Raw genomic sequence first — 19,346 nt, forward strand, 5'->3', positions numbered from 1 at the left:
GGCTCATGTCCTTAACCTGCTGCCTTCGGGATCGATGAAATGCGGAGAAACGCAGCGTAGCACCATATCAACCGAGCGCAGGTGATCGATGGCGCGGACCCGCTCGGGCAGGCCGCCATCCCCGGCCCTGACGAAGGCAAGCGCGATATGGCGTTGCAGATGCGGTGAATAGGCCGCCGAGGAAATCCAGCCCAGGTCATTGTCCAGCACCGGATCGGCACCGGGGGCGAAAAGATGCGCCCCGGCGGCGATGGGCTGCGCCGGATCCTCGGCGATCACCCCGGTCAGGCGGCAATGCTCCAGCCCGTCCACGGCGGTTTTCCCGGCCAGTCGCGCGCCGATATGATCCTTGTCCCGCGCCAGCATCCCGCCAAGCCCCAGCATCTCCGCCGAGACCTGCCCGATCAGCTCGCCGCCCGAGGGATGGCCCTTCTCGATCCGCATCACGTCCAGCGCCTCGGTCCCATAGGCGCCGCCGCCCAGCTTTTCGCATTGTTTCAGCAAGGCGTCCCACAGCTCCGGCCCGTATCCGGCAGGCACGGCGATCTCATAGGCCAGCTCGCCCGAGAACGAGATCCGGAACAGCCGCGCCGGGGTCCCGTCCCGCAGGGTCAGCCCGGCGCAGGCCATGAAGGGGAAGGCCTCGTTGCCGACATGGCAGCCCGGCCCGGCGACATGGCGGATGACATCGCGCGCATGCGGCCCGGTGACCGAGAATTGCGCCCATTGATCGGTGACCGGGGTCAGCACCACGTCCCATTCCGGATGCAGGCATTGATGGCAGAATTCCAGGTGGCGATAGACGGCACCGGCATTACCCGTCGTGGTCGTGACCAGGAAATGCGTCTGCCCAAGCCGGGCGCAGGTGCCGTCATCCATCACCATCCCGTCCTCGCGCAGCATCAGCCCATAGCGGGTCCTGCCGACGGCAAGCCTGGCGAATTTGTTGGCATAGACGAAATCGATCAGCGCATGGGCATCGCGGCCCTGGATGTCGATCTTTCCAAGCGTGCTGACATCGCAGACCCCGACGGCCCTGCGGACCATCAGCACCTCGCGGTCGACGCTGTCGCGCCACCCGGCCTCACCCGGGAGCGCGAACCATTCGGGGCGCAGCCACAGCCCGCTTTCGACGAAAGAGGCCCCGATCCGCTTGGCCGCGTCATGGCTGGGGATACGCCGGACGGGCCGGAAATCCCTGCCGCGATGGGTGCCGCCCAGCAAGCCGATCGGCACCGGCACGGCCGGGGGGCGGTTGCGGGTCTCGGCGGGCGCGGCATTGTCGGCACGGCCCAGCAGCCTGCCCAAACCGGCCAGCCCCCCGGACTTGCCCTGGTCCGGCGCCATGCCAAGGGTGGTGTAACGCTTCAGGTGCTCGGGATGCTCGAAGCCCTCGGCGCAGGCTTGCACCAAATCCTTGTCGGTGACGTCGTTCTGCAAATCGACGAAGGCGCGGCCCTTGCCGGGGAAATGGCGCGGCCCCTCGGTATTGCGGCAGTCGGGAACAAGCGGCCCCCGGGTCCCGGCCTGTTTCAGCACCGAGCGCCTGACGGTCTCCTCGGCATGCGGAATCGCGGCCTTGCCATTGCCGATCCCGGCCGCGCCGCCGACAAGGTGCAGGAAACCGTCCTGCCCGCCCTCCTGTCCGCCCCGATGCGAGGCCAGCCGCGCATTCGGCGCCCATCCGCCCGAGACGGCCAGCGCGTCGCAATCCAGCCTGGTGCCATCGCCAAGCACGACCTGCGAAATCCCGAGCCGCCCCCGGGTTCCGGCGACGTAATGCCCGATCCGCGCTATGCCCCGCAACGGCTCGGGCGGAGAAAAGCTCTGCCTCGGATCGATCACCGCGACCAGGTTGACGCCCCGCCGCTGCAGGGACAGTGCCGATGACCAGCCGCTGTCGTTATTGGTGAAGACAGCGACGCGCCTGCCGATGGCGACATCATGGCGCAGGGCGTAACGCTCGGCGGCGCTGGCCAGCATGATGCCGGGGCGGTCATTGTTCGGAAAGACCAGCGACCGCTCATGGGCGCCGGTCGCCAGGATCGCGTGGCGGGGATGGATATGCCACAGCGTCTCCTGGTGCCGTTCGCACTTATGGGCCGGATCGCCCCAGCTCCGGGCGGCAAAGACCGGGCCGTCGTAATGGCCAAAGACGCATGTGCGGCGCATGATCGTGACATTCGGCAACGCCTCCAGCCCGGCGGCGGTCGGGCTGACGGTGAAATCCTGCTCGGCGAGGATCACCTCCAGCCCGGCCTCGGCGGCGGCCCGCGCGGCGGCGACCCCGGCCTCGCCCGCGCCGATCACCAGCAGGTCGCAATCGCGCCAGGCCTTGCGGTAATGATAACCATCCGCCGCGCCCGACAACGCCCCCAGCCCCGCCGCCCGCCGGATCACCGGCTCGTAGACCCGTTCCCAGAAAGCGCGCGGCCACATGAAGGTCTTGTAATAGAACCCTGCCCCCAGCAGCGGCGACAGGGCGTCGTTGACCGCCAGCAGATCGAAGCGCAGCGAGCCCAAACGGTTCTGCGAACAGGCCACCATGCCGTCATGCAGCTCTTGCGTGGCGGCATTGCTGTTGGGCGTCCGCAATGCCCCCTCGCCGATCGTGACCAGCGCGTTCGGCTCGCTTTCGCCCGCGGTAAAGATGCCGCGCGGGCGGTGATACTTGAAGGACCGGCCCACCAGATGCCGGCCATTGGCCAGCAGGGCCGAGGCCAGGGTATCGCCCCGCCGCCCCTTCAGGATCTCTCCGTCAAAGCCGAAGGACAGCTCGCCCGCCCCGCCATCCAGCCGATACGCGCTCATGGCCGCCCTCCTTCGGTCGGTCGCATATCGGCGTATTCCACCGAGAGGATCTCATGCGTGCATGTGTCGCGGGTGACGATCAGCCATGACTGGTCGCCATGTTCATGGAACCACAGCTCGCGATGCGGCCCCGCCGGGTTGTCGCGCAGATAGAGATAATCGCAGAAATCCCGGTGATCCGCCGAGGCCTGTGGCCGCTCGCACAGGCAGGCATCGCCTAGACAGGTAAATTCCTCGATATCGCGCAGGCCAAGATCGGGATGGGGAATGCGCATTTCAAATCTCCCGGAAAATGACGGATTCAGGCTTGGGCATGACCGGGCCTTTCTTCTTCATGCAAATATCCCCGGGGGTCGCCGGTTGGGGCGCCACTGGTTCGAGAGACCTGCCGGCGACGGGGCAGCGCCCCCGGCCATCGCGGGACGCGGATCATCACGGTTTCCATCTCATCCCCACGGGTTCTAATGCAGGTTGGGCCGGGGACCGCTCCCGGCCTCGTCGATCAGGCGGCCGCGCTGGAAGCGGTCCAGCCGGAAGGCGGCGATCTCGGGCGGGGGCTCGCCACTGGCGATCAGCCGGGCAAAGCAATCCCCGGCGCCGGGGATCGCCTTGAAGCCGCCATAGCACCAGCCGCCATTGAGAAACATGCCCTCGACCGGCAGCCGGTCGATGATCGGCGAGCCGTCCATGGTCATGTCCATGATCCCGCCCCAGGAGCGCAGCAGCCGCGCCCGGCCGATGGCGGGCATCAGCGCCATCGCACCGGCGCAGACATGACGGACCATGGGCAGGTTGCCGCGCTGCGCATAGGAGTTGTAGCCGTCCAGGTCGCCGCCAAAGACCAGCCCGCCCTTGTCCGACTGGCTGATATAGAAATGCCCGGCGCCGAAGCCGATCACGTCATCGATGAAGGGCTTCAGCCCCTCGGTCACGAAGGCCTGCAGCACGTGGCTTTCGATCGGCAGGCGCAGCCCGGCCATGGCGGCGAGCCTGCCGGACGAGCCAGCGACGCAGATCGCGGTCCTTTCCGCCGCGACCCGGCCCCGCGTCGTCTGCACGGCGCGGCAGCGGCCCGCCTCGATCTCGAAGCCCGTAACCTCGCAATTCTCGACGATATCGACGCCGAGATCCGAGGCCGCGCGGGCATAGGCCCAGACCACGGCGTCATGGCGCACGGTGCCGCCCCGCCCATGCCAGAGCCCGCCCTTGATCGGAAACCGGGCATTGTCGAAATCGAGAAACGGATAGCGGGCCCGCAATGCCGCGACATCCAGCAGTTCCGCATCTCCGCCCGACAGGCGGATGGTGTTGCCGCGCCTGATATGGGCATCGCGCTGGCCGTCGCTATGCCACAGGTTCAGCACCCCGCGCTGCGAGACCATGGCGTTGTAGTTCAGATCCTGCTCGAAGCTTTCCCATTTGCGCAGCGAATATTCATAGAAGCGCTGGTTCGAGGGCAGCAGGTAATTGGCGCGGATGACGGTGGTGTTGCGCCCGGTATTGCCCAATCCGATCCAGTTCCTTTCCAGGACCGCGATCCGCAATTCCCGGCAGGCGCGGGCCAGATGCCAGGCGGTGGCCAGCCCATGGCCGCCGCCGCCGATGATGACGACGTCGTAATGCGAACCCGGTGCCGCCTTGCGCCAATGCGGGGTCCAGCCGCGATTGCCGCGCAGCGCCTCGGCCAGAAGTCTGAAAGCGGAAAATCCTGTCATCGAAAACCATCAGCCCAAGGGGAAAAATGCCCCGCCCGAAGGCGGGGCCAGTCAGGGAAGGGATGGCCGCCCTAGATCCGGGCGGCCGCCTTTCGCGTATGGGTCTCCCATGCGCGATCCTGGTCGATCATCTTCTTGGCGGCCCAGACCGAGCCGAGCTGTATGAAGATGATCGGCAGACCGAGAAGGCCGGATGTGACCTCCAGCGGAACGAGGCCGCCGACCTTCATCAGCACCAGCGCAAAGACCGAGATGACGACCGACCAGAACAGCCGGATCTTCGCCGCCGGATCGTATTTGTGCATGTCGTTATCATCGGTATAGGCCGAGACGGTGAAGGTCGTGGAATCCAGCGTCGTGGCAAAGAAGGTCATCGTCAGCATGGTAAAGACAAGCGCGGCGATCAGCCCGAAGGGCACGCTGGCGACGATCTCGGCGATTGCCGCCATCTGCCCGCTTTCGGCGACGATTCCGAACACGTCCAGCGATCCGTCGGCCTGCAGCCCCGCGCCCAAGCCCCCGAGGATGCCGGTGGCCACCCATGCCAGGACCAGCGGTGCCAGCAGATAGGCCAGCAGCAATTCGCGGATCGTCCGGCCCTCGGATATCTTGGCCGCGAAGATGCTGTGCAACAGAGACCATGTCGCGCCATAGGCCCACCAGAAGATCGTATAGCGGGCGATGTCGTAGCTGCCGCTGCCCTCTTCGGGCCAAGTGCCGGTATTGAGAACGTAATTCGGCAGGTCGCGGAACAGCGAGCCGAGGGACTCGGCGAAGAAGGACAGGATGAAGCCCGAGGGGCCCGCCACCAGGATGAAGACGCCCAGCAGCGCCGCAAGATACATGTTCAGCGTCGAGAGGTTCTTGATCCCCTTTTCCAGCCCCAGCAGCACCGATGCCGTGAACAGCGCGATCCAGACCAGCGTGACCACGAAGGTCAGGCCGAATGTCGCCTCCCACCCGGTGATATGCGACACGATGGCGGTCACGATCGGGGTGCCGAGGCCAAGGAAGGTCGCCGCCCCGGCGATGATCGCGACCATGAACAGGATATCGATCACGATGCCGCCCGTGCCATCGGTGAAGCGGTCGCCCAAAAGCGGGCGGTAGACCTCGGACATGCGCAGGATCTTCACCTTGCGGACATAGAGCAGGTAGCCGACGGCCGGCGCACCGACCGAGAAGATGGCGAAGGTCTGGAAGCTCCACAGATACATGGCATAGCCATTGCCGGTCGCCATGGCGGCCAGCGATTGCGGCTCCAGCCCGAATGGCGGCGCCGCGGCGATGGGCGCCCACATGACCGTGCCGGTGCGCATGATGGTCGAGCCGATGCCCATGGCGACGATGATCGACAGGTATTCGAACCAGCTGAAGCGCGGCTTGCGGCCCGGATCGCCCATCACCACGCTGCCATACCTGGTGCAGATGAAGAACAGGCTCGCCGCGACCATCAGGATCGAATACCAGATATAGAGAGAGCCGATATTGTTGACGATGACCGCAAAGATCGCGTTCAGGGTCTCGGTCGACTCCTCTTGCCAGATGACCAGCGGGATGCACAGCGCAACAAGGATCGCCACCGAAGGTATGGTGATCCTGTAATTGAGGGATAATGTCTCCCTTTCTCCCGGAATATCCGTCATTTCCTCCTCCTCAGTGATTTTTATCGATGAATCAGGCCGATAGTGCCATTGCCCGCTCGATTTCGATGGGCGCGTTCGTCGTCTGGCTGAGGACCTCCCCTCCCGCCTTGCCGACCAGGACCGTGTTCGATAGGAAGAAATCGCCGCGTCCGGTGCCCATCATCCAGGACAGGATGTGGAATGCCATGCCCTCGCGGATCTCCATCCCGCTGTCATGGCGCAGCCCGGTGACGCCGTTTCCGCCCGTCCAGCTTGGCGGAAAGCCGATGCCGACCATGTAGCCGCAATGATGCCGCCGGTAATGCGCGCAGCCGATTTCGTCGAGATGCCCCTGCCAGAGCGCATAGACATCGCGCGCCACCGCCCCCGGTTTCAGCGCCTCGCAAACGGCATCGAACGCCGTCCGGCAGGTCTCGGCCATGCGGGCATCCTCGTCGCGGATCCGGCCCATCTGGATCAGCCGGCCCTGCGGCGCGTGATAGCGGGCGACGCAGCCCGACAGCTCGATGAAGACCCGGCTGCCTTCGAGGTAATCTCCCTCGCCCCATGTGGTGTGTTCCTCGCCCAAGCGGTGTTCGGGACGGATGAAGGGGCCGAAGCCGGGCGGGCTGCCGCCATCGCGGATCAGCGCGGCCATGACCTCGGCGGCGGTCCCGGATTCCCCCGCCCCGTTGCCGAGCGCGTCGATGGCCGCCTGCATGCCTCGGTCCGAGAGCCTGGAGGCGGCACGCATCAAGACCTGCTCCTCGGGTGATTTCACCTGCCGCATCCAGTCGAGCCAGCCGGAAATATCGGTCATCTCGCGCGGGGCAAGGGCCTCGGCCAGCGCCCGCCCGGTCGGATAGGAGAAGCCCGCCGTGTTCATCTCGACCCCGGCCCGGCCGGAAAGCGTCCGGATCTCGGCGACCAGGGCCGCGGCCGGGCTGGTCTCGTCCCCATGGCCCGAGAACCGCGCGTTGCGGACGAAGGTCTCGATGGTGACGCGCTCCATCGCGCGGGTCACCAGCACCATCTCGCCCTCGACCGGAACGATCAGGAAATGCGGGGCGAAATAACCCCAGTGATCGAGCCCGGTCAGGTAGAAGACATTTTCGGGGGCAGAAAGAACGGCGAAATCAAGCTGTTTCCGGACAAGGAGCTGCCGGAAGCCTGCCACGCGCCGATCCAGTTCCTGCCTGCTGAAAGGATTTGCGAACATGATGCGACGGCCTTTTACAAGTCAACGTTGTGCACAACCAAAGATAGAATACCGGAGCAATCGCGATCTCCAGGGTATTTCCTAGCATTTATTCGTCATGCTGTATACAGCAAAATCCCTGGCCTGGTAGCTGAGCCGCTCCGCATGCGGGACCCTGCGCGGCTGCGCATTTGTATCGCGCATGTGAATTGGCTATGCCTTGCAGGCAGGACGAGGAGCATCCCAATGGCCAAGCAATTCGCATCTCATGGCGATCTCGAGGAGAAAACCGTCAGTTTCACCGAAATCGGCGAGGGGCTTTACGCCTTCACCGCCGAGGGCGACCCCAATTCCGGCGTCATCATCGGCGATGACAGCGTGCTGGTGGTCGAGGCGCAGGCCACGCCGCGCCTGGCCCGCAAGGTGATCGAATCGATCCGCGGCGTGACCGACAAGCCGATCAGCCACCTGGTCCTGACCCATTTCCACGCGGTCCGGGTGCTGGGCGCCTCGGCCTATGGGGCGGGCGAGATCATCATGTCCGACGCCGCCCGCGCGCAGGTCGCCGAACGCGGGCAGGAGGATTGGGACAGCGAGTTCGGGCGCTTTCCGCGCCTGTTCCAGGGGCATGAGGAAATCCCCGGCCTGACCTGGCCCAGCCTGACATTCCGCGACCGGATGACCGTCTGGCTGGGCAATCGCCGCGTCGATATCTTCCAGCCGGGGCGGGCCCATACCGCCGGGGACGCGGTTGTCTGGGTTCCCGACCAGGAGGTGATGTTCACCGGTGATATCGTCGAATACCACTCGGCCTGCTATTGCGGCGACGGGCATTTCGGCGATTGGGGGCGCACGCTCGACCGGATCATGGCATTCGACCCGGCCGCGATCGCACCGGGGCGCGGCGACGCCCTGCTGGGCCGCGACATGGTTGCCAAGGCCGTGGCCAATACCCGCGATTTCGTCGACAGCACCTATCGCCCCGTCGCCCGCATCGCCGCCGGGGGCGGCACGATCGAGCAGGCGGCGGCAGCCGTCCGCGCCGAATGCGATCCGAAATTCGGCGATTACGCGATCTACGAGCATTGCCTGCCCTTCAATATCGGCCGGGCATGGGACGAGGCGCGCGGCATCGACACGCCCCGGATCTGGACGGCAGAGCGTGACCGGATGATGTGGGACCTGTTGCAGAAATAGGGCGCAGGCAGAGAGCGCGGGTTCCGCTACGGCGCGTGACCGACCTCGTGCCCGGCCTTGAGCGGTGCGAGTTCCAGCCCGCCCTCGCGGACCAGGAAATCCATGATCTCCTGCACCCCCCTGCCGTGGCGCAGCGAAGCCATGACCACCGGGCGCGACCCGCGCGAGGCGCGTGCATCGGCCTCCAGCAATTCGGCATCCACACCGACATGCGGCGCAAGATCGGTCTTGTTCACCACCAGCAGGTCGGAACGCGCAAGGCCCGGGCCGCGCTTGCGGGGAATGTCCTGCCCGGCGGCGGTGTCGATGACATAGATCGTCAGATCGGCCAGTTCCGGCGAGAAGGTCGCGGCCAGATTGTCGCCGCCCGACTCGATCAGGATCAGTTCCAGACCGGGAAAGGCGGCGTTCAGATCGGCGATGGCGGCAAGGTTGATGCTGGCATCCTCGCGGATCGCGGTATGCGGGCAACCGCCGGTCTCGACGCCCCGGATCCGCTCTTGCGGCAGGACCTGCGCGCGCATCAGGGCTTCGGCATCCTCGCGCGTGTAGATGTCATTCGTGATGACCGCCATGGACAGGCGCGGGGCGAGATGCCGGGCCAGCTGCTCGGTCAGGGTGGTCTTGCCCGAGCCGACGGGACCGCCGATGCCGACGCGAAGGGGACCGTGCGAGAAACGTGACGCATTTCCGGACGCATCGAGGCAGGACCGGGAAACAGTCTGGGAGACTGTTTTTTCTGCCGAAACGGTGCCCACTTTTGCTGGAAATGCTTCTGGGCTCATGATCTGAATATCCTCGTTGTCATGGTTTCATGCGACATGGCGGCGATATCCGCCCCCCATGTGGCGCTGGCCAGATCGGCCTCGGTCGCCGTTGCGGCGCGGGTTGCCGTGGCCAGCAGCGCCGGTTGCAGCCCGGCCAGCATCGCCTGCCCCTCGACCGGGCCAAGCGGCATGAAGCGCACCGCGGCCGAGATCAGCGCCGCCGCCTGCGCCTGCAGGAAAGCGGCGAGCACCTCTGGCATGGGCAGCGGAAACCCGGCGCAGGCCCGCCCGAAGGCGACCGGCAGGGCTGCCGCAGGATGGGCCTCGCCCGTCAGCGCCGAGATATTGGCGGCGAATGCGGTCCCCTGCTCGACGGTCTCGGTCAGGCGTTGCGAGCCCATGCAGGCGGCGCGGGCCAGATCGTCCAGCCCGGCATGATCGGCCCCGGGCCGCCGCGACAGCGAGGCCAGCACGCCATCCGTCCAGCCGCCGCCATGTTCCAGCCAGTCAGCCAGCCATTGCGGCAGGGTGGCGCGGGTCACCGCGCCCTGATCCATCGCCCATTCCAGCCCCTGCGACCAGGCGAAACCGCCCACCGGGAAGGCGGGCGACAGGTATTGCGCCAGCCGCAGCCGGGCGGCGTCAGGCGTGATCGTGCTGGTGGTCATGCGCATGTGCATGGGAGTGACCGTGATCATGGCCGAAGGTGCGGCCATGGCCATAGGCGCCCTTTTCGGGGCTGAAGGGCAGCGTGGCATGTTCGATCCGCGCGCCAAGCTGGTTCAGCATCGCCTCCAGCACGTGATCGGCGCGGATGATGAGCCGGTCGGCCTCGATCCGGCAGGGGGTGTGGCGGTTGCCGATATGCCATGCGAGGCGGGGCAGGTCGCCACGAATGACCAGCACCGGCTCGGCGGCGGCATGAACGAGGATCCGGCGGCCATCCGACAGCAGGAAGGCGTCACCATCGTCAAGGCTGGTGACCTCGGGCAGATCGACGAGGAAATCGCCCGCATCGCAGGCCAGCCGCTTGCGGCGCAGCAGCCGCCCCTCGTAATCCAGCACCACGCCACCATCGAAGGGGGCACCGGAAGACGCGGCGGCATTGCGGATGACCTGGTGGCTATGGGGGATCATCGGGGCTCCTCAGAACAGGAAATAGCGTTGCGCCATGGGCAGTTCGCTCGCGGGCTCGCAGGTCAGGATTTCGCCATCGGCGCGAACCTCGTAGCTTTCCGGATCGACCTCGATCTCGGGCATGGCATCGTTCAGGACCATGTCGGATTTGCCGATGTCCCGGGTCTGTTCGACCGCGATCAGCACCTTGTCCAGACCACCGCCCGCCCCGGCCTCGAGCCCCGCACCCGACAGGAACAGCGCCGAGGCACGGCGCGAATGCCCCCACATCGGGCGGCTGAAGACCGGTTGCACCGGGATCGAGCCGTTCGGATCGCCCATCTGCGCCACGCTGATCTGGCCGCCGACCAGCACCATCTCGGGCTTGACGCCGAAGAATGCCGGGGACCACAGGACCAGATCGGCGCGCTTGCCGGGCTCTATACTGCCGATATGGGCGCTGACGCCATGCGCGATGGCCGGGTTGATCGTGTATTTGGCGATATAGCGGCGGGCGCGCAGGTTGTCGTTCTCGCCCTGCTCGCCCTCCAGCCGCCCGCGCTGGCGGCGCATCTTGTCGGCGGTCTGCCATGTGCGGATGATGACCTCGCCCACGCGGCCCATCGCCTGGCTGTCCGACGAGATCACGCTGAAGGCGCCCAGATCATGCAGGATATCCTCGGCGGCGATGGTCTCGCGCCGGATGCGGCTTTCGGCGAAGGCGACATCCTCGGGGACGCGGCGGTCCAGATGGTGGCAGACCATCAGCATATCCAGATGCTCTTCGATGGTATTGACGGTATAGGGCCGGGTCGGGTTGGTCGATGAGGGCAGCACATTGCCCATGCCGACCATGCGGATGATGTCGGGGGCATGGCCTCCGCCCGCGCCCTCGGTGTGATAGGCGTGGATCGTGCGCCCGGCGATGGCCGCCATCGTGTCCTCGACAAAGCCGGATTCGTTCAGCGTGTCGGTATGGATCATCACCTGCACATCCATCCGGTCCGCCACGCCCAGGCAATTGTCGATGGCGGCGGGGGTGGTGCCCCAGTCCTCGTGCAGCTTCAGCGCACAGGCCCCGGCGCGGACCTGTTCCTCCAGCGGCTCGGGGCGCGAGGCGTTGCCCTTGCCCGCCAGGCCGATATTGACCGGCAGATCGGCGCAGGCCTCCAGCATCCGGGCGATATGCCACGGCCCCGGCGTGCAGGTGGTGGCCAGCGTGCCATGCGCGGGGCCGGTGCCGCCGCCAAGCAGGGTGGTGACACCCGAATGCAGCGCGTGATCGACCTGCTGGGGGCAGATCATGTGGATATGGCAGTCGAAGCCGCCGGGGGTCAGGATACGGCCTTCGCCCGCGATGATCTCGGTTCCCGGTCCGATGATCAGCATGACGCCCGGTTGCGTGTCGGGATTGCCCGCCTTGCCGATGCCGGCAATGCGGCCATCCTTCAGGCCAACATCGGCCTTGGTGATGCCCTGGTGATCGAAGACCACCACGCCGGTGATGACGGTATCCATCGCGCCGCCCCCGCGCGTGACCTGGGACTGCCCCATGCCGTCACGCACCACCTTCCCGCCGCCGAATTTGACCTCTTCGCCGGGGATGGTCAGGTCGCGTTCGACCTCGATCAGCAGTTCCGTATCGGCCAGCCGGATGCGGTCGCCACTCGTCGGGCCATACATCGCCGCGTAATCGGCGCGGGAAAGCGTCACGGCCATTACAGCGCCCCCATGATGTCTTTGCGGAATCCCTGCACGACCCGGTCGCCCGCATAGGGGATCAGCCGCACTTCGCGCGATTGGCCCGGCTCGAAGCGGACGGCGGTGCCTGCCGGGATGCACAGGCGCATGCCACGTGCGGCTGCGCGGTCGAAACGCAGCGCCGGGTTGGTTTCAGCGAAATGGTAATGGCTGCCGACCTGGATGGGACGGTCGCCACTATTTGCGATCATGAGGGTGATCGGCTCGCGGCCCTCGTTCAGCGCGATCTCGCCCTTGGCGGGGATGAGCTCACCGGGGATCATGGCCTAGCCCGCAACCGCAAGGGCGAGGCCCGCCAGCACCGTGCCGCCGCCGATCCCGCGCAGCAATGCCCCGCGTTGCAGCAGCCTGCCGATCCCGATGCCCAGCAGATGCAGCGCCATGGTAGCAGTGGCGAAACCCACCGCATAGGGGATGAGCCCCTGCACCGGGCCCTCTGCCCCATGCGCCCAGCCATGGGCAAAGCCGAAGATCGCGACGCCCGGAACCAGCACCGCCATCGGCAGGCGCATGGCCATCGCGACCAGCGCGCCGAGGATCACCACCGAGGCAAGGATCATCGGCTCGACGCCCGCAAAGGGCAGCCCCGCCCAACCCAACAGCCCGCCCGCGATCATCGCAGTGACGAATGCGGCAGGCAGGGCCCAGAGCATCCGCCCGCCGATCTGCGCCGCCAGCAGGCCAAGCGCGACCATGGCCAGCAAATGATCGGCCCCGCCGATGGGGTGGGACAGCCCGCCCATGAACTGGCCCGCCTCGTGGCCGGGATGTGCAAGCGCCAGGCCGGGGAAAACGGCCGCAGCGGCGGTAAGGGTGAAAAATCGTTTCATTCAAGCCTCCTCGCGGATCGGGTGATGGACGGTAACCAGCTTGGTGCCGTCGGGAAAGGTCGCCTCGACCTGCACCGATTCGATCATCTCGGGCACGCCCTGCATGCATTGCCCGGCGGTGATCACATGCGCGCCCGCCTGCATCAGGTCGGCCACGCTGCGGCCGTCGCGGGCGCCCTCGACGACGAAATCGGTGATCAGGGCGATGGCCTCGGGATGGTTCAGCTTGACGCCGCGGGCCAGCCGCCCACGGGCGACCATGGCGGCGACCGAGACCAGCAGTTTCTCGCGTTCACGGGGGGTAAGGTTCATGGGTCAGACCTGCCAGATACGTGGAAGGGGATCGGGGCGCAGTGCCGCGAGCAGCCGGTTGATCTGCCGCCGCAGCGGCCAGCCATCCCCGGCCAGAAGCCGCACAACCAGCGTCCGGGCGGGGCGCTGGCGGCGGATGTCACGCCGGGCTCGTCCAGCATGTCGCGGGCGCGGGTCAGCAAATCCGGCGCATGCGGGGCGATCATGGCCAGCGTCGCCACGGCCTTCGCGCCGCCCAACATCGCCGGACCGTCCAGCCGCCGCAGCCCGGCATCGTCCAGCGCCAGCGCGTCGTGATGCAGGATGCGGCCCTCGCGGCGGACCACCCGGCGGTCGCGCAAGTGCAGATGCGACAGATGCTCACCCATGGCCAGCCGCCCCAGCACGATCATTTCCAGCAACAGGCAGCCCGCGCCCGGCGCCAGGTCGACCTCGGTCACGCGATCCAGCGCGGCGCCGTCGAAAAGGATGGTTTCCTGCGGCAGCCAGTCCAGCCAGCCATCCCTGCCGATGGTCAGGGACACATGCGCCCGCGCCGGACCTCCATCGGCGCGATAGGCGCGCTCGGCCGTCTGTGTCGTTGCCAGGGCGCGCGTGCGGGGGCGCAACTCGACGCCGTATTCCAGCCGGTCATCCGAGGCCAGCCCGCCGGAGGTATTCAGGAACACGATCTCGGGCAGCCCCGCCGCCATCCGCGGCAGCATCGCCTTGGCCGAACCCGACTGCGCCAGATCGACGACACCGCGGGGCCCAAGCACGATCCGGGCCTGCCCATGACTGCGCTGGAAACCGGATATGCGGGGTGAGTCGAACATGGAGGCCATTGAATTAGCCGGACAGGCGATCTCAATCGCAGAGCATCGGAACTGGTTGTGAAAGCAGCAGATTCAGCGTGATATGCCATTTCGTTAGGCATATTCCGGCGGATTGTCGAATTTTGCGGCAGTTTGCCGATGGAGCGGGGCGGGAATCCGGCAATGTATCATCATAAGATCACCTTATGTGATCAATCAATAAATCCAAATTTAACTAATTCCGATTCATGTTACAAACGGATGGTAGCCGATGCCCGGATTCGCGCTCCGCATGAGAAACGCGCGAGATCCGGTCACCGTGATGGCACGGTTCAGCAAGGAGAGTTTCAATGGACGGAAATGACATCAAATCTTCGGGAAAATGCCCGGTCATGCATGGCGGCATGACGGCCTCGGGCGCCAGCGTGATGGACTGGTGGCCGAATGCGCTGAACCTGGACATCCTGCATCAGCATGACAGCAAGACCAACCCGATGGGCAAGGATTTCGACTATCGGGAAGAGTTGAAGAAACTGGATGTCGAGGCGCTGAAACAGGATCTGCGCGCCCTGCTGACCGACAGCCAGGACTGGTGGCCCGCCGATTGGGGGCATTACGGGGCGATGTTCGTGCGCATGTCATGGCATGCGGCGGGTTCCTATCGCATCTCGGATGGCCGTGGCGGCGGCGGCACCGGCAACCAGCGTTTCGCACCGCTGAACTCCTGGCCGGACAATTCGGGCACCGACAAGGCCCGCCGCCTGCTCTGGCCGATCAAGAGGAAATACGGCAACAAGCTCAGCTGGGCCGACCTGATCATCCTGGCGGGCACCATCGCCTATGAGGACATGGGGCTGAAGACATTCGGCTTCAGCTTTGGCCGCGAGGATATCTGGCATCCGGAAAAGGATGTCTATTGGGGCTCGGAAAAGGAATGGCTGGCGCCGAGCGACAGCCGTTACGGCAGCCTTGATGACCCCTCGACCATGGAGAACCCGCTGGCCGCCGTGCAGATGGGGCTGATCTATGTCAATCCCGAGGGCGTGAACGGCCAGCCCGACCCGCTGAAAACCGCGGCACAGATGCGCGAGACCTTCTCACGGATGGCGATGAACGACGAAGAGACGGTGGCGCTGACCGCGGGCGGCCATACCGTCGGCAAGACCCATGGCAATGGCAGCGCCGAGCTGCTGGGCGATGCACCGGAAGGTGCCGGGATCGAGGATCAGGGCCTTGGCTGGCTGAACAAGTCCACGCGCGGCATCGGCCGCGACCAGGTGGTCAGCGGGCTTGAGGGCGCGTGGACGACCAATCCGACCCAATGGGACAACGGCTTTTTCGAAATGCTGTTCAACCATGAATGGGAGCTGCGCAAGAGCCCGGCGGGCGCGTGGCAATGGGAGCCGGTGGACATCAGGGAAGAGGACAAGCCCGTTGATGTCGAGGACCCTTCCATCCGCCGCAACCCGATGATGACCGATGCCGACATGGCGCTCAAGGTCGATCCCGGCTATCGCGAGATCGCGCTGCACTTCAGGGACGATCCGGCCTACTTCTCGGAGACCTTCGCGCGGGCATGGTTCAAGCTGACCCATCGCGACATGGGGCCGAAGGCGCGCTATTTCGGGCCTGACGTTCCGGCCGAGGACCTGATCTGGCAGGATCCGATCCCGGCTGGCAATACCGGCTATGACGTGGCGGCGGTCAAGGCCAGGATCGACGCTGCCGGTCTGTCCATCGCGGACATGGTTGCAACCGCTTGGGACAGCGCGCGGACCTGGCGCGGCTCGGACATGCGCGGCGGCGCCAATGGCGCGCGCATCCGCCTTGCCCCGCAGAAAGACTGGGAGGGTAACGAGCCCGCCCGCCTGGCGAAGGTCCTGTCCGTGCTGGAGCCCATCGCCACGGAAACCGGCGCCAGCATCGCCGATGTGATCGTGCTGGCCGGCAACCTGGGGATCGAGAAGGCCGCGAAAGCTGCGGGCTTTGACGTGACCGTGCCCTTCGCTCCGGGCCGTGGCGACGCGACCGACGCGATGACGGATGCGGACTCCTTTGCCCCGCTGGAGCCCCTGGCCGATGGCTATCGGAACTGGATCAAGCAGAATTATGTCGTCAGCGCCGAGGAATTGCTGCTGGACCGGACGCAGCTTCTGGGCCTGACCGCGGCCGAGATGACCGTGCTGGTCGGCGGCATGCGTGTGCTGGGCACGAATCACGGTGGCACCCGGCATGGCGTCTTCACCGATCGCGAGGGCACGCTGACCACGGATTTCTTCGCGAACCTGACCGATATGGGCAATAGCTGGAAACCCGTGGATAACGGGCTTTACGAGATCCGCGACCGCAAGAACGATGCGGTGAAATGGACCGCGACACGGGTCGACCTGGTCTTCGGCTCGAACTCGGTCCTGCGCTCCTATGCCGAGGTCTATGCACAGGATGACAACCGCGAGAAATTCGTGAGCGATTTCATCGCCGCATGGACCAAGGTGATGAACGCGGACCGTTTCGACCTGGCCTGATCATGCCTGTCCCCTCCCCGTTGGAACCAGCTTTCCCCGGGGAGGGGACCTTGTGCCCCGACCTGCAGTAACCACCCTGTCGCCAACCGTTCTGCAGCGGTTGGGATGGGTGAAAGCTGGCTGTTGCCATCGTCTGCAAATTGTACTATATATACCAAATGTGAGTACGTGAGTAAGCCTTTGGTCTAAACCGCCCGATGATCCCGAGCATGGTCCTTCCTGTCAGATTTCTGCAGTATCGCTTGATCGTCGGGCGGTGATCGACATCCTCATATGCCCCAGGGCCGGATGGCGCATGATGTGCCCAGATCACCGCGGATGATTTCCTGTTCACCTGACAGCGCGCCCCGTTGCCCCGCCGGACCCGTCCTATTCCGGCAGGGCGCCGCAAAAGCCGCCCGATGATGCCTGCCCCGATCCCAGGGCAAAGGCCGGGGGCGCCTTGTAGGGATTCAGATCGGCGCTTGCCTGGTCGAAGACCAGCAGGGCCGCAAGGAACGCGATCGCGGCGGATGCGGTGACGGTGCGGGTCATGCGCGCGTCTCCAGCCCCAAAAGCGGGCGCAGCCGGACACCCAGGACCGCACCGGCAAAGGCCGCGACGAACCAGACCCAGCCATGCAGGCTGCCGGTGGACACCCCCGAGAAGAACGCCCCGACATTGCAGCCGAATGCCAGCCGCGAGGAATATCCCAGCAGGAAGCCCGCGACGATCGTGGCCAGCCATGCCCGCATCGGATAGCCGGGCAGTTTCTGCGACAGCCCGCCGCTCCGCCATGCGGCCACGGCGAAGGCGCCCGCGATGATGCCGATATTCGTGAGCGAGGTATAATCGGTCAGGATGCTGCCTTGCAGGATCCGTTCCGATCCCGGCGCGCTCCAGAAGGCCGAGCCGGACAGGTCGCCGCCCAGGGCCGTGAACCCCTTGGCCGCCCAGAGGCCCAGCCCGTAGACCACGCCCCAGGGTTGCCCGGCGATCACGAGGTTGGCGATGGCCAGGGCGGCAAGGGCGATGGCCGCGATCACCAGCCTGCGCGGCAGGTGCCGGGCTTCGGGCCTGGCCAGTCTCAGGAGCAGGCCCGCTACCGCCGCCAGAGCCGCAAGGGTGACGATCAGGCCCGGCCAGCCGGACAGGGTCAGGATCGGCAGGGCGCCCAGCCCGGTCCACCAGATCAGGTGATAGGCCCCGGCGAAACTGCCGATGGCAAAGAAGGGCAGCGCCAGCAGGCCGACGGGATTGCCCGAACCGGCATTCACCAATGTCCCCGAGCCGCAGCCCAGCACCACCTGCATCGCCGCGCCGAAGACGAAGGCGCCGCCGATCATCGCCCAACCGATAGGGGCCTGCGCGCCGGTCAGCTCGTCCGGATGGGCGGCCAGCAGCGGAATCGCGACCGCGCTGACGATCCCGATGGACAGCAATTGCGCCAGGATTCCCGCCGGTTCGCGGCGCAGGATCATCGCGCGCCATGGCCCGGCAAAGCCGAAGCGCAGCCCTTCCAGCGCGATGCCGAAGCCAAGGCCGATGGCCAGCATCATCCCGTATCGCGCCCCGGCGAACAGGGCGACAAGCGCGATGCAGGCCAGCGCCGCCAGGACCAGCCCGCCGCGCCTTGCAAGGATGTCGAAGGCCGGGCCTTCCCGGCCTTGCGGAACCGACGCCCCGGACATCAGTTGCGCCTGAACTGGTTCAGGAAATTCTCGAACAGGCCCGGCACATTGGCCATCTCGTTGCCGCTGGCCGAATATTCCACCATCGAGCCCGGGTAGAGCTTGACGTTCTCGATCCCGGCCAGTTCGGACAGCGCGAACCAGTCGGTCGCGGCCCAATGCCCGGTATTGCAGAAGGACACGACCTCTTCGCCCGCATCGATGCCAAGCGACGCCTTCAGCGCGTCGAGGTCATCGACCCCGCCGATCCTCGTCGCGCCCGGAGGGAAGAAACTGTAATGGGGCAGGTTCAGCGCCCCCGGCACGGTTCCGGGCCGTTCTGCCGCGTCATGGGCTTTCCTGCCCTCGTAGAACTCGGGCGGCCGGGCATCGACCAGCACTGCGTCCCGTTCGCCTGCGACAATGCCGGCAACCTCGTCGGTCAGCGCCGTCCAGCGGTCGTCCCAGGTGATGTCCAGCTCGGATGGCGTCGCGCCGGCCGGGGCCTTGCTCAGCGGCAGCCCGGCATCGATCCAGGCAGCCGCCCCGCCGTTCAGAACCGACAGCTCGGTGAAACCCGAGCTTTTCAGGGTCCAGTATACTCGGGCGGCGGCGCCGAAATCGCTGTCGGTATCGCCTTGGGACATGATGACGATGGGGCGGTCCATCACCAGCCCCAATTCCTCGTAGGTCGCCTCCAGCCTATCCACCGGAGGAAGCTGGCCAGGATTCCCGGCAGGACCACGGAACAGCGCATAGGGTGCCGAAACCGCATCCTCGATATGGCCTTCGGCATAGGCATCGCCCCGGATATCCAGGACGATCGGATCCTGCTCATCAAGGGCGGCATTCAGCTCCGCGGCCTCGACAAGGGGGCCCAGACCGGCGGCGGAGGCGGCGGTCACGCCCATCCAAGCGATGCCGGCGAGGCAGATCAATGCAAGACCTTTCATCGGCTGTCTTCCTTCGCGTTTCGGGTTCCCTTTACCAGATCGGCAATTTATCGCGCATTTCAAGCATTCGCGCATCCCGAAAACTGCAATGAT

17 protein-coding genes and 1 pseudogene are annotated in these 19,346 nt (G+C 66.0%); 2 read left to right on the forward strand and 16 right to left on the reverse strand.

Annotation, left to right across the window (positions count from 1 at the left end):
* Positions 1-3: 3 nt before the first annotated feature.
* From A7A09_RS17475 to A7A09_RS17495, 5 genes are all read right to left on the reverse strand, one after another.
* The gene (locus tag A7A09_RS17475) at positions 4-2,811 is read right to left on the reverse strand and encodes a 2Fe-2S iron-sulfur cluster-binding protein (RefSeq protein WP_106692593.1); all 2,808 of its coding nucleotides are present in this window, start codon (positions 2,809-2,811) and stop codon (positions 4-6) included.
* Complete coding sequence (locus tag A7A09_RS17480) at positions 2,808-3,086, reverse strand: sarcosine oxidase subunit delta (RefSeq protein ID WP_106692594.1); 279 nt, start codon at positions 3,084-3,086, stop codon at positions 2,808-2,810. The genes A7A09_RS17475 and A7A09_RS17480 overlap by 4 nt, the downstream gene beginning before the upstream one ends.
* A 186-nt stretch (positions 3,087-3,272) precedes the next feature.
* Positions 3,273-4,526 (reverse strand): sarcosine oxidase subunit beta family protein, encoded by a 1,254-nt coding sequence (locus tag A7A09_RS17485; RefSeq protein ID WP_106692595.1) that lies wholly within the window; start codon positions 4,524-4,526, stop codon positions 3,273-3,275.
* 71 nt (positions 4,527-4,597) lie between these two features.
* Entirely contained in the window at positions 4,598-6,172 is a 1,575-nt protein-coding gene (locus A7A09_RS17490) for a BCCT family transporter (RefSeq protein ID WP_106692596.1), read from the reverse strand.
* A 31-nt stretch (positions 6,173-6,203) separates the two neighbouring features.
* Positions 6,204-7,370 carry a M24 family metallopeptidase gene (locus A7A09_RS17495; RefSeq protein WP_106692597.1) on the reverse strand — a complete coding sequence of 389 codons (1,167 nt, stop codon included), beginning with the start codon at positions 7,368-7,370 and terminating at the stop codon, positions 6,204-6,206.
* A 225-nt stretch (positions 7,371-7,595) separates the two neighbouring features.
* Here A7A09_RS17495 and A7A09_RS17500 point away from each other — a divergent pair, with 225 nt between their 5' ends.
* Positions 7,596-8,546 (forward strand): MBL fold metallo-hydrolase, encoded by a 951-nt coding sequence (locus A7A09_RS17500; RefSeq protein ID WP_106692598.1) that lies wholly within the window; start codon positions 7,596-7,598, stop codon positions 8,544-8,546.
* A gap of 26 nt (positions 8,547-8,572) precedes the next feature.
* Here A7A09_RS17500 and ureG read toward each other — a convergent pair whose 3' ends face one another.
* From ureG to A7A09_RS17540, 8 genes and pseudogenes are all read right to left on the reverse strand, one after another.
* Entirely contained in the window at positions 8,573-9,331 is a 759-nt protein-coding gene (gene ureG / locus A7A09_RS17505; RefSeq protein WP_106692599.1) for an urease accessory protein UreG, read from the reverse strand.
* A complete protein-coding gene (locus A7A09_RS17510) occupies positions 9,328-9,981 on the reverse strand; it encodes an urease accessory protein UreF (protein ID WP_245999428.1) in 654 nt (217 codons plus the stop codon). Before A7A09_RS17510 ends, ureG begins: the two co-directional genes overlap by 4 nt.
* A complete protein-coding gene (locus A7A09_RS17515) occupies positions 9,956-10,450 on the reverse strand; it encodes an urease accessory protein UreE (protein WP_106692601.1) in 495 nt (164 codons plus the stop codon). Before A7A09_RS17515 ends, A7A09_RS17510 begins: the two co-directional genes overlap by 26 nt.
* A gap of 9 nt (positions 10,451-10,459) precedes the next feature.
* On the reverse strand, positions 10,460-12,148 hold the full coding sequence (gene ureC, locus A7A09_RS17520; protein ID WP_106692602.1) for an urease subunit alpha: 1,689 nt from the start codon (positions 12,146-12,148) through the stop codon (positions 10,460-10,462).
* A complete protein-coding gene (locus A7A09_RS17525) occupies positions 12,148-12,453 on the reverse strand; it encodes an urease subunit beta (RefSeq protein ID WP_106692603.1) in 306 nt (101 codons plus the stop codon). The genes ureC and A7A09_RS17525 overlap by 1 nt, the downstream gene beginning before the upstream one ends.
* Before the next feature lie 3 nt (positions 12,454-12,456).
* Positions 12,457-13,020, reverse strand: a complete 564-nt coding sequence (locus tag A7A09_RS17530) for a HupE/UreJ family protein (RefSeq protein WP_106692604.1) — start codon at positions 13,018-13,020, stop codon at positions 12,457-12,459.
* The gene (locus A7A09_RS17535) at positions 13,021-13,332 is read right to left on the reverse strand and encodes an urease subunit gamma (RefSeq protein WP_106692605.1); all 312 of its coding nucleotides are present in this window, start codon (positions 13,330-13,332) and stop codon (positions 13,021-13,023) included.
* A 3-nt stretch (positions 13,333-13,335) separates the two neighbouring features.
* Positions 13,336-14,147: pseudogene (locus A7A09_RS17540) on the reverse strand (urease accessory protein UreD).
* Positions 14,148-14,476: 329 nt separating this feature from the next.
* Between A7A09_RS17540 and katG the strand changes: the two are divergent.
* Positions 14,477-16,651 carry a catalase/peroxidase HPI gene (katG, locus tag A7A09_RS17545; RefSeq protein ID WP_106692606.1) on the forward strand — a complete coding sequence of 725 codons (2,175 nt, stop codon included), beginning with the start codon at positions 14,477-14,479 and terminating at the stop codon, positions 16,649-16,651.
* A gap of 369 nt (positions 16,652-17,020) precedes the next feature.
* Here katG and A7A09_RS20875 read toward each other — a convergent pair whose 3' ends face one another.
* The 3 genes from A7A09_RS20875 to A7A09_RS17555 are packed head-to-tail and all read right to left on the reverse strand — an operon-like array spanning position 17,021 to position 19,253.
* Positions 17,021-17,185, reverse strand: coding sequence for a hypothetical protein (locus tag A7A09_RS20875; RefSeq protein WP_170167150.1), 165 nt, complete (start codon positions 17,183-17,185; stop codon positions 17,021-17,023).
* Positions 17,182-18,321: a YeeE/YedE family protein gene (locus A7A09_RS17550; RefSeq protein ID WP_106692607.1), complete on the reverse strand. Its 1,140-nt coding sequence runs from the start codon at positions 18,319-18,321 to the stop codon at positions 17,182-17,184. The genes A7A09_RS20875 and A7A09_RS17550 overlap by 4 nt, the downstream gene beginning before the upstream one ends.
* Entirely contained in the window at positions 18,321-19,253 is a 933-nt protein-coding gene (locus tag A7A09_RS17555; RefSeq protein ID WP_106692693.1) for a sulfurtransferase, read from the reverse strand. The genes A7A09_RS17550 and A7A09_RS17555 overlap by 1 nt, the downstream gene beginning before the upstream one ends.
* Positions 19,254-19,346: the final 93 nt, after the last annotated feature.

Source organism: Paracoccus methylarcula, from assembly GCF_003007735.2.
Taxonomy (GTDB): domain Bacteria; phylum Pseudomonadota; class Alphaproteobacteria; order Rhodobacterales; family Rhodobacteraceae; genus Paracoccus; species Paracoccus methylarcula.